Raw genomic sequence first — 15,014 nt, 5'->3', positions numbered from 1 at the left:
TGGATCACTGCTTCATCTGCATGATCACGTTTTCCTGCCAGAGACGTGGCAGACGCTTGGCTGTTTCTTCCCAGGCCTTGGCATCCGCGATGGGCTTGGCACTGGCATATTGCTCGCTTGGTAACAGTTTGGCTTTTACATCCTCGGGTAGCTGGATATGGTCAGCACGGATGGGGCGGGCATAACCGCGAGCCAGGTTGATCTGGCCAGCATCGGAAAGAATGTATTCACGTGCCAGCTTGGCTGCATTCGGATGCTTGGCATACTTGTTCAGAATCGTGGTGTAGCCGGACGTAATCGAGCCGTCTGAAGGGATGAGCACTTCAAAGCGTGAAGTATCGATCTGATCGCGATAGTTCAATCCGTTGAAGTCCCAAACGATACCCACTTCGACTTCGCCTTTCTCCAGGGTCGAGACGACCGGGTTGGTCATGGACAAACGGCCCTGCTGCGCCAGCTTGCCAAAGTATTCCAGGCCGGGCTTGATGTTTTTTTCGTCACCGCCGTTAGCGTAGGTAGCCGCCAGGACCCCACTCACTGCCTGTGAGGCAGCGCTTACATCACCAATGGCAACCTTGTATTTGCCCTGCAGCAGGTCAGCCCAGCTATGGGGTACATCAGCTACCAGCTGCTTGTTGACGATAAACGCGATGGTGCCGGTATACGCCAGCATCCAGTGACCGTCCTTGTCCTTGGCCCAACCGGGAATCTGCTCCCAGGTGGTGGGCTTGTATGGTTGGGTCACGCCTTTCTCAACGGCAATTGGGCCAAACGAGGCGCCCACGTCACCCATATCGGCGGTGGCGTTTTCACCCTCGGCTGCGAATTTGGCTATTTCCTGGGCTGAGCTCATGTCTGTATCCATGTGCTTGAGGCCGTACTTTTTCTGCAGATCGGCCCAAGTGTCCTTCCAGTTGGCCCAGGTATCAGGCATGCCTACGCTATCAACCTGGCCTTCCTGGCGGGCAGCCTGCTCGAGTGTGTTCATATCCGTGGCGGCCAGGGTCAGGGTGCCATTCAGCGCAAGTGCGCTACCCAACAGTGAAGCAAGCAAGCGTTTCATTGAGCGCTCCTTCGAGGCGTGGTCGATTGGCTGGTCTAGATCAGCAAGACGCAAGCCAATCTACCGCCGAAGGATGACGATTTGATTTCCACCTTGATGGCATCTATGCAGAGGGTTGCCCTAACGACGAATCATGAGCTAACTCGCAGCTTAACGGGGCGGTCATCTAGATAATCTAAGCTGCCACTATTTCTTTCTGGCTCATGCATCCTTGAGCTTTACCGGCTGGACTAGTCCAAATGAGAGCAAGCCCGCACGATGACGCACCAAAAACCGTCACAGCCATCTGCCGCTCATTGGAGGAGCAGATTATGTGTGGTGCGCTTGCGCCCTCCACCAAGCTGCCTGCAGAACGACGTTTGAGCGAGTCGTTTTCAACGACCCGGATTACATTGCGTGAAGCGCTTGGGCAGTTGGAGTCGCAGGGGCTGATTTATCGGGAAGAGCGACGTGGCTGGTTTGTTTCGCCCCCCAGAGTGGCCTATAACCCGCTAGTACGCTCGCATTTTCATGCCATGGTGGCAGGGCAGGGCCGTGTTCCGGCTACCGAAGTCCTCTCGGCTCGGTTGGTGTCTGCTAATGCAACGGTGTGTGGGCTTCTCGAGCTTCCCGAGCGTACAGGCGTCTATCAGATACGGCGAGCCAGGCGTATCGACGGCCGTCTGGTGCTCTATGTGGAGCACTATCTCAACCCGATCTATTTTCCCAATATCCTGCAATTTGACCTGACCCATTCGCTAACCGATCTCTATGCCAGTGAATACGGTATCCGGTATGGGCGTGTTCGTTTCGAAATGCGGCCTACAGCGTTGCATGCGGACGCTGCGCAGGCACTTAAGGTCAGCATGGGAAGCCCGGCGCTGCATATCACACGTATCAACCGCGATCAGCAGGGGCGTCTGATCGATTGCGATCTGGAATACTGGCGGCACGACGCCATTCATGTCAGCGTAGACGTGCCAGAGTAAGGTGAGTGCGGCGCCATGGTTGGCACCGCCTCCGAATGGTTAAGTCAGGCGTAGTTTTCCGGGTTCAACTTACGCTCGATCAGCTCCATAAGGATATGGATGACCTTGATATGCAGCTCCTGGATACGATCGGCATAGTGGCCGCCAGGCGCACAGATGCAGACATCGGCCATGGTTTCGAGCAGGGAGCCTGGTTTGCCGGTTAGTGCAATGACCTTGATACCCAACGCTTTTGCTGCCTCAGCGGCCTTGAGCACATTGGGACTCTTGCCGCTGGTGCTGATGGCCAGCAAGACATCTCTTTCGCGCCCATGGGACTCGATATAGCGAGAAAAGATGTAGTCGTAGCCAAAGTCATTTGCCACACAGCTGATGTGGCTGGCGTCGCTTATGGAGACGGCAGCAATGCCCGGGCGGTTTTTGCGGTAACGGCCGGTCAGCTCTTCAGCGAAATGCATGGCGTCACACATGGAGCCGCCGTTACCACAGGAGAAGGCCTTGCCCTTGTGCTCGAAGCTTTCAACCAGCAGTTCTGCCGCACGCTCGATATTCCGTAGCGCCTGTTCGTCAGCCAAAAAGTTGTCCAGTGCTGTCTTGGCTTCAAGCAGACTGTTGCGGATATGCGTGATCATCGTGCGGTTCCCTCTGCCTTATGGCAGTACATGGCTGGAATAGAAGGCTTTAAGGACTTTCACCAGATAATTCAGGTCATGGCTGCCAGCGAGTTCGCGGATCGAATGCATGGCAAACGTCGGCAGGCCGATATCGACTGTGCGAACGCCCAGTTGGCTGGCAGTAATCGGGCCGATAGTCGAGCCACAACCCATATCGCTGCGGGTCACAAAGCTTTGAACCGGTATTTCATTTTCCAGGCAGAGATGACGGAAAAATCCACCGGTTTCGCTGTTGGTCGCGTAGCGCTGATTGTTATTGATCTTGATGACCGGCCCGGCATTGAGTTTAGGGCCATGATTGCCATCATGCTTCTCGGCATAGTTCGGGTGTACACCATGAGCATTGTCGGCCGAGATCAACAGTGAACGGGCGATGATCCGGGTAAAGTCCTCACCTTCCGGCAGGGCACGGCGCATGACTTGCTCAAGGAACGGGCCGTCCGCGCCACAGTGAGAGCTCGAGCCCACCTCTTCGTGGTCTGTGCATACCAGCACGCAGCTTTCATTGCCATCTGCCGACAGCAGCGCTTCCAGACCGGCATAACAGGACAGCAGGTTATCCAGGCGGGCGCCGGCAATGAAGTCTTCATCCAGACCCACCACAGCGGCTTTCTGCACGTCATAGAACGATAGTTCGAAGTCCAGTACCGACTCGGCCAGGATGCCATGCTCCCGCTCCAGTTGCTCGGTCAGCAGCGCACGGAAATCGCGTCGCTCACTGGCCGGTACCTGCGCCACAATGGGGGGAAGCTCGTTCTGGGCATTAATGGGCCAGCCTTGATTAGCCTCACGATTCAAATGAATAGCCAGATTCGGAATGATAGCGATCGGACGTTTGAAGTCGATCAGGCGGCTATGCTGAGTGCCGGTCTGGCGAAAGGTGACACGACCTGCCAGGGACAGATCCCGATCGAACCAGGGCGCCATCAGCATACCGCCGTAAACTTCCACACCCAGTTGCCAAAACCCTTGCTTGTAGAGCTCTGGGTTGGGCTTTACGCGCAGGCAGGGGCTATCGGTATGAGCACCGACCATCCGCAGGCCGTTGCGTAGCGGATCATCACCCAGGCGAAATGCGATCAATGAGGAGTCATTACGTGTAACGTAGTAACGTCCACCCGGACGAAGATGCCAGGTATCCCGCTCATCCAGTCGCTGGAAGCCGGCCTGCTCAAGACGGCGACTCATCGTGGCGGTAGCATGAAAAGGGGTAGGGGACGAAGCGAGAAAGTCGATCAAACCTTGATTGAGTGTGTCGCGCATGCGGTACTCCTTACGATATGCCCCTAGTCTATCCATTTATGCTGTTAGGGGGCTAACTCAGTTAGTCGATTAACGCGCCACAAGGTCGAAAAGGTGCCAATGCTTATTGGCTCCCTTTGCCGTTTTCCCGGCCCCCCTCAGTTTCGTCAAAATGAATCAACGTCCAATCCGAGGGCAGCGCCAGAACAGAGGCTCTGTCCAGCACTGTGATGTCTGAGGCAGCCTAACTGTCTCTTTGTCCGAACAATTGACCGGCGAACAGCCCGTTTGGCCGTAACGCCGTGGAAATTGGGTGCCATAAGGTTTTGAAGGACGAGGGCTCGCGAAAGGAAAGCGAGAAACTCGCATTGATCAACTGACATTTGGGCAGCTCCAGTGTCTCGAAGCGCGGTTGCAGCAGTGTAATTCCGGGAAACGAATGCTCAGGCGCTCAGCGCCTCTGCCTGTGCATCAACGGCAATGACATCCCAGCCGCGCGCCAGGAGCTCGAGCGTGTCACGAGCTGTACCACAGCCAAGATCAAGCGCTGCTCCAGTGGGACCGTTCCAATGGTCCAGCGCACGCAGTAGTGTAGAGCGGGCCGGCTCGTCACCTACGGCATCGTAATAGCCGGTCCATTTGGACATTTTTAAAATGGTGCTGCGCTTTCAAAGCGCATGCGCTCACCTGTTTTGGGATGGGTCAGTGCCAGAAGGCTGGCATGCAGGCACAACCGGGGATGCGCATTCAAGGCGTCTTCATGAGCATAAAGCCGATCACCTAATAGCGGATGACCAATGGACAACATGTGCACACGGAGCTGGTGGGAGCGTCCCGTAATAGGCGTCAACTCGACCCGGCTGTAATGACCGCAACGTTCCAGGACGCGCCAGAAAGTCAGCGCGTGGCGCCCCAACTCGTGATCGACGACATGCCGTGGCTTGGTCGGTGGGTCATACCGCAGCGGTAATTCGATGCGGCCACTGTCGGCCTCAGGCTCACCCCAGCAAAGCGCGGTATAGGCCTTTTCAGTCTCGCGGTCATGGAACTGGCGAGAGAGTTCACGGTGGCTGTCTGCGTCGCGCGCAAGCACCATGATCCCGGAGGTTTCCCAATCCAGGCGGTGCACAATACGTGCCTCGGGGTAGCCGTTCTCCTGGAGGCGGGTTACCAGGCAATCCCTGTTATCTTCGGCTCGACCGGGAACCGAGAGCAGCAGGGTCGGCTTGTCTACTACCAGTAACGCATCGTCCTGGTGGATGAAACGGATATTTGAGAGAGGCATGTCACGTTCAGAAAAGAGCCCATCGGCGGTATGAGCCGCCGATGAATGACCAGCCAGGGATCAACGATCCCGGTCTGGCAGAGTGATGTTCAGTTCCAGAATCGAGCAGCTACCCTGGTTTTCCAATTCCACCTGGATCTGGTCCTGCTCGATCGGTACATATTTGCGGATGACTTCCAGCAGATCTTTCTGCAGCTGAGGCAGGTAGTCAGGCTGGGAGTGACGTCCGCGTTCGTGAGCGACGATGATCTGCAGCCGCTCTTTGGCGATGGAAGCGCTGTTTTGCTTCCTCCGATCGCGAAAGAAAGCAAAGAGGCTCATTCACTCCCCCCAAATAGTCGTTGTAGGAAGCCTTTCTTCTTCACGTCGAGGAAGCGATGAGGCATTTCCTTGCCCAGCAGCCGCTCTACCGCGTCGCTGTAAGCCTGGCCGGCGTCGCTCTGTTCGTCGAGAATGACCGGAATACCCTGGTTCGATGCCTTCAGGACAGCCTGAGACTCAGGAATGACGCCGAGTAGACGGATAGCCAGAATCTCTTCCACATCCTCTACGCCCAACATTTCACCCTTGTTGACGCGCTCTGGGTTGTAGCGGGTCAGAAGCAGGTGCTCCTTGATCGCATCCTCGCCGTTCTCGGCGCGCTTGGATTTGCTGGCGAGCAGGCCAAGCATACGATCCGAGTCACGTACGGAAGAGACTTCCGGGTTGGTCACGACAATGGCTTCATCGGCGTAATACATGGCCAGATGGGCGCCTTTCTCGATCCCGGCAGGGGAGTCGCAGACAATATATTCGAAGTTACCCTTAAGTTCTTCGATTACCTTGCCGACACCTTCCAGCGTAAGGGCATCCTTGTCACGCGTCTGGCTGGCTGCCAGCACATACAGATTCTCGAGACGCTTGTCTTTGATAAGCGCCTGGGTGAGCGTGGCTTCGTTGTTGATGACGTTTACAAAGTCATACACAACACGACGCTCGCACCCCATGATCAGATCAAGGTTACGTAACCCCACGTCGAAGTCGACGATAACGGTCTTATGCCCGCGCAGGGCCAGACCAGTGCCGATGGCCGCGCTTGTGGTTGTTTTGCCGACACCGCCTTTACCGGAGGTGACTACGAGTACTTTGGCCAAGCTGATTCACCCTAAATTCGAAATAAGCTCACGGAATGAACGGCTGGAGTACCAAAAATGGCCGCCGGAACACTACACAATACTCGGCTGGACTCCAGACGCCATTCGGGTCTGAAAGCGGTATCGATGACGCTACCGCTTCGTAAAAAATTCGCGGCAGTATCCGTTAAAGACGTGTGATGTTCAACACATCTCCAGACAGACTGATCTGAACAGGATTTCCCCACTGGGGATGTCTGCGCAAGTCTTCCGCTACTTTGTATTGTCCAGCAATCGAGACCAGTTCGGCGGTGAGTTGCTGGCAAAAAATTCTTGCTTTTGTGTCGCCCTTCACACCTGCAAGGGCACGACCTCGCATTGGCCCATACACATGAATATTGCCGTCTGCGAGCAATTCAGCTCCCGGACTGACCGAGGATAACACCACCAGGTCACCACCGGGTGCATAAAGCTGCATGCCGCCGCGTACGGGTGCCGTAATGACTTTGGTGGGGTTCACGGCAGGTTCGGCAGGCTTCTCCGGTTCAGGTGCAGGGTCTGCCGCTTTTGCCGGTTCCCGCTCGCGCAGCTCAAGGGCACGCTCGCGCCCTGCACCGCTTGCCGGAGGAAGCACCGGCAGATCGAAATCGTTGGCGGCCCGGATGTCCAGAGGCCGCCTGGCTCGAAGCGCCAGGGTTCGCAGGCCATGGCGGCGACAGAGATCGAGCAGGGCACCCAGGTCAAGCACCTCATCGTCTTCCTCGAGCTTGTCGAGCGATAGAATGAGCGGGGTGTCGTGAAAGAAATTGGGCGCCTGTGCCACCTTCTGTGCCAATTGGCGGTCGAGGCGTGAAAGATCGTTGCGGGAGAGTTCCAGCACGGTAACGGCAAGCATGTTGCCCTTTAGCTGGAATACGGAATCGTTATCGAGAAGATCAACCTGGCTCATGTTGGGACCGCGTGCGTCAGATGCCGAGGACTTATAACGAGATGACAAGCATGTCGCAAGCATGGCTGCTTGCTAACGGTCAGGAATGTAGAATGTACCGTTTAATGTTTACCAGGATGTTTGATGGAACGCCCTCGTTTTCGACTTGCTTTTCTTCATCCCCGTTATTGGCTGCTCTGGCTGGGATTGGGCGTACTCTGGCTGATCGTCCAGCTACCCTATTGCGTACTGCTTCGTCTGGGTCGTGCAATAGGCTGGGTCATACTGCACGTTTCTGCCAGTCGACGCCATATTGCGATGCGCAATCTCGAGTTGTGCTTTCCTCAATGGAGCGAGGCCGAACGTAAGCGTGTGCTCAGAGAAAATTTCGCATCGAACGGTATCGCCTTGATCGAGATGGCCATGAGCTGGTGGTGGCCCAGATCACGCCTGAGTCGGCTCGCTCATATCGAGGGAATCGAGCACCTCCAGCGAGCCCAACAAGAGGGCAAGGGGGTCATCCTGATGGCGTTGCATTTTACGACGCTCGAAATCGGCGCTGCGCTGCTTGGGCAGCGGCATACCATCGACGGAATGTACCGCGAACACAAAAACGCAGTGTTCGATTACGTGCAGCGCAAGGGGCGTGAGCGACATAATCTGGATGCCACTGCCATCGAGCGCGAAGATGTACGGGCCATGTTGAAGGTGCTCAGAGGCGGCCGCGCCATCTGGTACGCACCTGATCAGGACTATGGCGCCAAGCAAAGTATCTTCGTGCCGTTATTCGGAATTCAGGCCGCTACGGTTACTGCTACCACCAAATTTGCACGCCTGGGCCGGGCACTTGTCATGCCCTTTACTCAAGAGCGGCTGGCCGATGGGTCAGGGTACCGCCTGGTTATCCATCCGCCGCTGGAGGACTTCCCGGGTGAGACAGAGGAGACTGACTGCCTAAGAATCAACCAGTGGGTGGAAAAAGAGGTCAGTAAGCTGCCTGAGCAGTACTTATGGGCACACCGGCGCTTCAAGACGCGGCCAGCTGGCGAACCCAAACTGTACGCCAAAAGCGACTGAGTTCCGTCTCGCACCCATGACACGCTATGCTCAAGGCGATGTGTTTAACCTCGGACTCAAGGAAAGGGTGTTGGACGTTACTTCGGCTGTTCCTGTTACAGGATTGATCCTGTCCGGCGGTGGCGCGCGGGCGGCGTATCAGGTAGGGGTGCTTTCTGCCATTGCGGAGCTGCTGCCTGCGGGTGCGCGCAATCCTTTTCCTGTCATCGTGGGAACATCGGCGGGTGCCATCAATGCAACGGTATTAGCCTGTGGTGCGCTGCAGTTCCAACTGGCCTGTCAGCGCCTGACCCAGGTCTGGCAGAATTTTCATATTGATCAGGTCTACCGCAGTGACTGGCCCGGCGTGATCCGGCAGGCCAGTCACTTCATAGGACAAAATGTCTTTGGTATACGTGGCAAAACGCCGGCGGCATTGCTGGATAATGCACCGTTACGCGCACTGCTAACTCGGGAGCTGGACTTTTCAGGTATTACAGCCGCAGTTAAGGCCCGGCATCTGCGGACCATAGCCATTACTGCATTTGGGTATGACTCCGGCCACTCGATGACCTTTTACCAGGGGCACGGTGCGATTGATCCCTGGCTGCGTCATCGCCGGGTTGGGTTTCCCACTCGTCTGAATGTCGAGCATCTAATGGCTAGTTCGGCCATTCCGCTTATCTTCCCGGCAGTCAAACTGGGGCGTGAATACCTGGGCGATGGCTCGGTGCGTCAGGCGGCACCTATCAGTCCGGCATTGCACCTGGGGGCTAACCGGGTATTGATCGTGGGCGTCAGCAACAACCCTCACGCCGATGCCTCCCGTTCGGAGGACGCCTCTGCCGCAACCGGTAAGGCGCCTACACTGGCGCAGATTGGCGGGCATCTGCTGAACAGTACGTTTATCGATAGTCTGGAAAGCGACACCGAGGTGCTTGAGCGTATCAACTTGATGAGCCGAATGATTCCGCCCTCGGAGCAGCAGAAGCGTCTTGGTGTAAAGCCGGTTGAAACACTGGTGATCGCACCGAGCGAGCCCTTGGCTGAGATTGCGGGCCGCTTTCGACATGAGCTGCCAGCGTCCCTGCGTTTGTTTCTTCGTGGGCCTGGTGCAACAAAGAAAAGCGGGTCTGCCGTATTGAGCTACCTGCTGTTCGAGGCAGGTTACTGTTCTGAGTTGATCGCACTTGGGCGGCGGGATGCCTTGGCCCAGCGTGATCAACTCATTCAGTTCCTAGGGCTGGAACTGGCCGCTGCTCACTGACCGAACTCGCCGCGCTGATAGTCATGCAGGGCTTGTTCAATCTGCTCACGTGTATTCATCACGAAGGGGCCATATTGAACAATGGGCTCATTCAGCGGCGCGCCTGCAATCAACAACACGCGAGCACCTTGGGCGGATCGAATCCGCAGCTGCCCTTCATCGCTCAGGCGAACCAGCCGATTGGTCGTTACAGGCGCCACGGTATCGCCTTCGACTTCAATCTGTCCTTCATACACATAGAGTAGGGCGCGATGCCCTTCGGGAAGGCGCGGACTGATAGCGCTTTGTGCCGGCATGATGAAGTCGAAATAATAAGGGTCCGTATCCGGCCGCTGCACGGCGCCCAGCTGCTGGTGTTCCCCGTCATCAAAATGGCCGGCAAGCACGACAACTTCAACACCCTGTGAGGTAGTCAGGCGAGGTACTTCAGCAGGCTCATAGTCACGGTAGCTGGCGGGCCCCATTTTGGTTTTGCCAGGCAGGTTCAGCCACAACTGGAAGCCTCGCATCAGGCCTTCCTGTTGCTCGGGCATTTCGCTGTGAATGATACCGCGAGCAGCCGTCATCCACTGCAGGCCACCAGGCTTCAGAAGACCTTGGTTGCCCAGGTGATCCTCGTGGCGCATACGACCTTCGAGCATGTAAGTGACGGTCTCGAAGCCGCGGTGAGGGTGGGCTGGAAAACCACCGATATAGTCATCTGCATTGGCTGTATCAAACTGGTCCAGCATGAGAAAAGGATCGAAGCGCTCAACGCCCTGGCCGGCAAATACTCGCGTCATGCGTACGCCCGCGCCATCAGAGGCGGGCTGGCCTGTATGCAATTCAAGAACGTTGCGGTACATGATTCGTGCTCTCCAAGCGGCCAGACAAGGTGTCTGATCTCTAGATGAGATCATAATACTTCATTTATTTTAATCTATTTATCCATATTATATGTATTTCATATCTAATAATATGATGCTTTTGGTTGGAAAGAAGCCAGCATGAGGCCGGCTTCTTTCTTATTCCTTTATTTGAAGCTTACGTGCTTCGGTATAGACGTAACGGACCTTCTCGTACTCAAACGGCGAGTTGAGCTGCCCATACCGGAAGTTGGTGATGTAACGTAGGTTGATACCGCGTAACAGTAGAATCTCCGGGTGACGGCCGCTTTCCTCATTTACATTCAGATAGTTGATCTGATTCTCGGCCAAGGTATCTACCGCAAAACCGCTGGCATCACGCAGATTGGACGGACCCAGTAACGGCAATACCAGATAAGGGCCGCTGGGAACACCATAAAAACCCAGCGTCTGGCCAAAGTCTTCGGATTGCTTGGCTAGTCCCATGCGCGTAGCGGGGTCCCACAGGCCAAAGACGCCGATAGTAGTATTTAGCAGCAGACGCCCCGTGGTATTCAGAGCCCTTTTACCCTTGAGTTGCAGCGTGCTGTTCAGCAGATTGCTGATGTCACCCAGGTTGCTGAAGAAATTGCTAACGCCACTTCGCACGAAGCCCGGCGTGACCCGACGATAGCCATTGACGACAGGTAACAGTACCCATTCATCCAGGCGGTAGTTGAAGTGGTAGACGCGGCGGTTCCAGGACTCCAGTGGGTCATAGACATCCAGCGCATTGAGCGACGCCCGCTCGAACTCGCGCTGATCCAGGCCAGGGTTGAATTTCAGCGTGGACAAGGGGTTGGTAAACCCGTCTGCGCCTACGGGTGAAGGTGATAAAGTTGACGAATCCGTATCGGCGAAAGCGTAAGCGCTAGCCAGTAAGGGAAGCAGGCAGAGGAATTTAGCCACGGGCGAAGAACTCCAGCATGGCGTCGGCGTTGACGCGATAATTGAGATTGCCGCAATGCCCGCCCAGCGGGTAAAGGGTCAGGCGATTACCGAACGTACGACGTAGGAAGCCGATATCACCAGGACCAAGAATCAAGTCATCTGCGTTGTGCATCACGCCGATCTTGTCGCTCTCCTTGAGATAGCCTTCCAATGCCGTCAGGCTGGATTGCCTGGCCAGTTCAGCCAGGCTGGTGCCCTTGGTCGTCCGTTCCCAGAAGGGTAAGAGCTGGTCATACATGTAGCAGTCAAAATCGCATTGCAGGGCGCGAGCAAAGAAGCGCGACAGGCTGGTCCCCTGATCGATCGGGTAGTCGGGCGGTGTGATCAAGCCACGACGGTTGATCAAATCGGATGTAAAGGCAATGTCTGCCGCTGAAAAGCGGAACGATGTACCAATCAGCATCGCCATTTCTTCATTGCTCAAGCGTTGGGGCGACTGCTGAAAATCGAAAAGCAGGGCTTCATTGAGATCAACATGGCCTTTCTGCTGGAAGTAACGGGTCAGCTTTGCCAGGACTAGCTCGTAAAACGTCCGGTTGTTGGTTATCCCATTGACTTGGGTCTGAACCAGTCGATCGAGGTTGCGTACCGAGGTCAACAGATTGACCGGCGGATTGAGCAGCAAGACACGAGAGAAGTTGAAGCTGCGCTGGCTCTCGTCGAGCTTGCTAACGAACGCTGCATCCAGTGCGCCCAGGCTGTAACCGGTAAGAAAGTACTTGGTTACAGGCAGTTTGGGGTGCTGCGCGCGAACGGCCTGCATGACGCGATAGAGGTCTTCTGCATCGCCAGGGGTGTAGCCGGGCGTAGCCTGCCGGGAGGCCGCTGCCATGAAGTCGTAGCTGGTGGGTGAGGAAAGCTGAACGACATGGTAACCCGCGCTGTAATACAGGCGCTTGAGGTACTCCGGTGTGCTGGATGAGTAGTTGGCGCCGGTTCCGGCAATGATGAAGATCAGCGGCGCCGGATGATCCTGCATCGCCAGACGATAGTGCAGCTTCTTGACCGGCCAGAAGTTATCCGGAAGTTCGTACTCCCGTTCAGGCCGCAAGTTGATGCTGTAGTCTTTCTGGTCAATTTCCAGATCAGTAGGCAGCAGTGGCTGTAATTCCAGCGGCGTGGAGGTGATAGTGGCTTCGAAGGGGTTGGTCAATGGGTAGCCATAGGTGGCAGCGTCAATATCAGCTGCGACACCACGACCGGAAAGACCAAGCAAGAGCGCACCCAGGAGAGCTGTGATGCGCAACGGGCTAAGCATAAGGAGAATCCTTTCGCAGGGTTGCTTATTGGAATAAGCCTATGACCACAGCCTGATAATAAGGTGCGCTGTGCTTGTTGGCTCTCTATCAAATTGTGCGTTCGGCCAGATTGGTCAGGGTTTCGCCTGTTACTCGATTGACTGTCCATTCATCCATTGAGATGGCGCCCAGGCTGCGATAGAACTGGATCGCAGGCTCGTTCCAATCCAGCACGGACCACTCCAGACGCCCACAATTACGCTCTACTGCCAGCCGTGCCAGGCTGATAAGCAGTGCCTTTCCGAGGCCTTCACCACGCGCAGCAGGGCTGACATAGAGATCTTCCAGATAGATACCCGGCTTGGCGAGCCATGTTGAGTAGTTGTGAAAGAACAGGGCAAAGCCAGCAGGCGTCCCGTCTATTTCCCCAATGAGCACTTCGGCGTAACGGCGCTCACCAAAAAGTGTCGCGCGCAAGCTGTCTTCAGTCGCCATGACCTGCTCAGGCATTTTCTCGTAGTCGGCCAGCTCTTTGATGAAAGTCAGGATGTGCGAAACGTCAGCGTCAGTAGCTGGGCGTATATTCAGGCGGGACATGTAAAAACCTCGACATCGAAAGCGCTAAGCATGCCGAGGCTATTTCCTAGAGGCAATAGAGGTGCCATTTCATTGCGGGTGTCGCATATGGCGGTTGCTCAGGTCGCTCTCAGGGCAGTCCCGTTTTCGTCGCCCTTGAAGATAAGGATGGCGCAGTGATGCCGTTTTCAAAAAGGGGACAGAGGATGCGAATGTTTCGAAAGGTAGTAGGCCTGGGTATGGTGCTCTTCCTGTCGGCAATGGCCAATCTGGCTATGGCGGCCAAGCCAACGGTAACCATTGGCTATGTAGATGGATGGGCCGACAGCGTTGCGACCACCTTCACGGCGGCCGAAGTCATTCGTCAGCAGCTGGGGTACGAAGTCAAGCTGATGCCGGTTGCAGCAGGGATCATGTGGCAAGGCGTTGCACGGGGCAAGCTGGACGCCATGCTCTCGGCATGGTTGCCTGGGACCCATGGTTCCTATTATGAAAAGATGAAGAATGATGTTGCCGACCTGAACGTGAACACACCGGACGCCAAGATCGGCCTGATCGTTCCTGAGTACGTAAAAGCCTCCAGTATTGCCGATCTGGCCGCCCAGAAAAGCGATTTTGGTGGGCGCATCGTAGGCATTGATGCCGGGGCGGGCGTCATGATCAAGACCGAGGAGGCGATCAAGGCCTATGATCTGGATTACAAGCTGGTTGCAAGCTCCGGCAGTGGAATGATTGCCGAGCTGATACGTGCGGAGCGAGACCAGAAGCCGGTTGCAGTCACGGGCTGGATTCCTCATTGGATGTTTGCCAAGTGGAAGCTCAAGTTTCTGGATGACCCCAAGGGCGTCTATGGCGGCTCCGAGCAGGTACGTACCATGGCTAATCCAGGACTGGAAAAAAAGGCCAAGCCGGTATGGGATTTCCTGAAAAAATTCTCCTGGCAGCCGGGAGAGGTCAATGAAGTCATGCTGGCCATTGAGGAGGGAAAAAAGCCTGAGCAGGCTGCAAAAGACTGGTTGAAAGCCCATCCTGACCGGGTCAAGAGCTGGCTCTAGACGATAAAGTAAAAGCCCCGCGTTTGCGGGGCTTTTACTTTAGCCAATGGTTACTGGCGGAAGCGTGCTCAATTCGATGCTCAATGCTTTTTTGGGGGCGAGCACCTCAGCTTCCCCATCAACCACTTGCTCATCGTTCTGATTGAAGACCCGTGTAGCCAGGCGCACTCGATTTTTCGGCAGCTTTTCCAACACCTCGATCTCGACCTTTAGCGTGTCGCCTAACTTGACCGGCTTGTTAAAGCTCAAAGTTTGTCCCAGATAGATGGAACCTGGCCCAGGCAGCTCACAGGCAATGGCAGCGCTGATCAGCGCACCGCTCAACATGCCATGGGCAATCTGCTCACGAAAGACACTCTTGGCGGCATACTCGGCGTCCAGGTGTACTGGATTTCGGTCACCGGAAACCTCGGCAAATAAGAGCAGGTCACGCTCTTCGATGGTACGGCTGACAGAGGCTTTCTGGCCTACCTCCAAGGCTTCGTATGGGATATTGTCGGTCATGCTTGAAAGAGATCTCGTATTCTATTGTTACGGTAAGGGGCGGCCGATGCTAATGGGACCGGCGCCCAATGTTAAATTCAAGGACGCCAGGTTACGACGATACGGCACGTTCTCTGCTATTTCAGCAGGTTATGACGGAGTATTATGAGTTTGTCTAAATACCTATCGTGACCATAAATCCTTTTTTAGTCATTTTCGTTACCAAGAGTCC

Annotated in this window: 17 protein-coding genes; 4 read left to right on the top strand and 13 right to left on the bottom strand. The window is 55.6% G+C overall.

Annotated features, from left to right (window positions below; translation table 11 throughout):
• Positions 1 to 4: 4 nt before the first annotated feature.
• Positions 5 to 1,063, bottom strand: a complete 1,059-nt coding sequence (locus AC4LF3_RS13670; protein WP_491835474.1) for an ABC transporter substrate-binding protein — start codon at positions 1,061 to 1,063, stop codon at positions 5 to 7.
• 239 nt (positions 1,064 to 1,302) lie between these two features.
• On the opposite strand from AC4LF3_RS13670, the gene AC4LF3_RS13665 reads away from it, so the two are divergent.
• A complete protein-coding gene (locus AC4LF3_RS13665) occupies positions 1,303 to 2,031 on the top strand; it encodes a UTRA domain-containing protein (protein WP_037029642.1) in 729 nt (242 codons plus the stop codon).
• Positions 2,032 to 2,075: 44 nt separating this feature from the next.
• Here the strand turns inward: AC4LF3_RS13665 and lpcA are convergent, their stop codons facing one another.
• The 7 genes from lpcA to minC form a co-directional block, all read right to left on the bottom strand.
• Positions 2,076 to 2,663: a D-sedoheptulose 7-phosphate isomerase gene (gene lpcA / locus AC4LF3_RS13660; RefSeq protein WP_312270978.1), complete on the bottom strand. Its 588-nt coding sequence runs from the start codon at positions 2,661 to 2,663 to the stop codon at positions 2,076 to 2,078.
• Between the two features lie 18 nt (positions 2,664 to 2,681).
• Positions 2,682 to 3,968 (bottom strand): M18 family aminopeptidase, encoded by a 1,287-nt coding sequence (locus tag AC4LF3_RS13655; protein ID WP_010795131.1) that lies wholly within the window; start codon positions 3,966 to 3,968, stop codon positions 2,682 to 2,684.
• A gap of 422 nt (positions 3,969 to 4,390) precedes the next feature.
• Complete coding sequence (locus tag AC4LF3_RS13650) at positions 4,391 to 4,594, bottom strand: class I SAM-dependent methyltransferase (protein WP_233432135.1); 204 nt, start codon at positions 4,592 to 4,594, stop codon at positions 4,391 to 4,393.
• A 2-nt stretch (positions 4,595 to 4,596) separates the two neighbouring features.
• Positions 4,597 to 5,232, bottom strand: a complete 636-nt coding sequence (locus tag AC4LF3_RS13645; RefSeq protein ID WP_074824480.1) for an RluA family pseudouridine synthase — start codon at positions 5,230 to 5,232, stop codon at positions 4,597 to 4,599.
• A 60-nt stretch (positions 5,233 to 5,292) separates the two neighbouring features.
• Positions 5,293 to 5,553, bottom strand: coding sequence for a cell division topological specificity factor MinE (gene minE / locus AC4LF3_RS13640; protein WP_010795129.1), 261 nt, complete (start codon positions 5,551 to 5,553; stop codon positions 5,293 to 5,295).
• Positions 5,550 to 6,365 carry a septum site-determining protein MinD gene (minD, locus tag AC4LF3_RS13635; protein ID WP_010795128.1) on the bottom strand — a complete coding sequence of 272 codons (816 nt, stop codon included), beginning with the start codon at positions 6,363 to 6,365 and terminating at the stop codon, positions 5,550 to 5,552. Before minD ends, minE begins: the two co-directional genes overlap by 4 nt.
• 166 nt (positions 6,366 to 6,531) lie before the next feature.
• The gene (minC, locus tag AC4LF3_RS13630; RefSeq protein WP_074824478.1) at positions 6,532 to 7,293 is read right to left on the bottom strand and encodes a septum site-determining protein MinC; all 762 of its coding nucleotides are present in this window, start codon (positions 7,291 to 7,293) and stop codon (positions 6,532 to 6,534) included.
• Between the two features lie 123 nt (positions 7,294 to 7,416).
• On the opposite strand from minC, the gene AC4LF3_RS13625 reads away from it, so the two are divergent.
• Both AC4LF3_RS13625 and AC4LF3_RS13620 read left to right on the top strand, forming a co-directional pair.
• Positions 7,417 to 8,349, top strand: a complete 933-nt coding sequence (locus AC4LF3_RS13625) for a lipid A biosynthesis lauroyl acyltransferase (protein WP_434134601.1) — start codon at positions 7,417 to 7,419, stop codon at positions 8,347 to 8,349.
• A gap of 16 nt (positions 8,350 to 8,365) precedes the next feature.
• Complete coding sequence (locus AC4LF3_RS13620; protein ID WP_491835473.1) at positions 8,366 to 9,595, top strand: patatin-like phospholipase family protein; 1,230 nt, start codon at positions 8,366 to 8,368, stop codon at positions 9,593 to 9,595.
• Here the strand turns inward: AC4LF3_RS13620 and AC4LF3_RS13615 are convergent.
• The 4 genes from AC4LF3_RS13615 to AC4LF3_RS13600 form a co-directional block, all read right to left on the bottom strand.
• Positions 9,589 to 10,440, bottom strand: a complete 852-nt coding sequence (locus AC4LF3_RS13615) for a pirin family protein (protein ID WP_434134599.1) — start codon at positions 10,438 to 10,440, stop codon at positions 9,589 to 9,591. The two genes, AC4LF3_RS13620 and AC4LF3_RS13615, sit on opposite strands and share 7 nt — an antisense overlap.
• 159 nt (positions 10,441 to 10,599) lie before the next feature.
• Positions 10,600 to 11,388 carry an MlaA family lipoprotein gene (locus AC4LF3_RS13610; protein WP_010795123.1) on the bottom strand — a complete coding sequence of 263 codons (789 nt, stop codon included), beginning with the start codon at positions 11,386 to 11,388 and terminating at the stop codon, positions 10,600 to 10,602.
• Positions 11,381 to 12,688, bottom strand: coding sequence for an alpha/beta fold hydrolase family protein (locus AC4LF3_RS13605; RefSeq protein WP_074824467.1), 1,308 nt, complete (start codon positions 12,686 to 12,688; stop codon positions 11,381 to 11,383). The genes AC4LF3_RS13610 and AC4LF3_RS13605 overlap by 8 nt, the downstream gene beginning before the upstream one ends.
• An 88-nt stretch (positions 12,689 to 12,776) precedes the next feature.
• On the bottom strand, positions 12,777 to 13,265 hold the full coding sequence (locus AC4LF3_RS13600; RefSeq protein ID WP_010795121.1) for a GNAT family N-acetyltransferase: 489 nt from the start codon (positions 13,263 to 13,265) through the stop codon (positions 12,777 to 12,779).
• 185 nt (positions 13,266 to 13,450) lie between these two features.
• Here AC4LF3_RS13600 and AC4LF3_RS13595 point away from each other — a divergent pair, with 185 nt between their 5' ends.
• A complete protein-coding gene (locus AC4LF3_RS13595) occupies positions 13,451 to 14,299 on the top strand; it encodes a glycine betaine ABC transporter substrate-binding protein (RefSeq protein ID WP_026004140.1) in 849 nt (282 codons plus the stop codon).
• A 39-nt stretch (positions 14,300 to 14,338) separates the two neighbouring features.
• On the opposite strand, the gene AC4LF3_RS13590 is transcribed toward AC4LF3_RS13595, so the two are convergent.
• Positions 14,339 to 14,803, bottom strand: coding sequence for a MaoC family dehydratase (locus tag AC4LF3_RS13590; protein WP_074824462.1), 465 nt, complete (start codon positions 14,801 to 14,803; stop codon positions 14,339 to 14,341).
• Positions 14,804 to 15,014: the final 211 nt, after the last annotated feature.

The sequence above is a fragment of the Pseudomonas sp. C2.3V genome, from assembly GCF_058536325.1.
The sequence above is the reverse complement of the archived record's forward strand: the minus strand, read 5'-3'. Positions and strand labels throughout refer to the sequence as shown.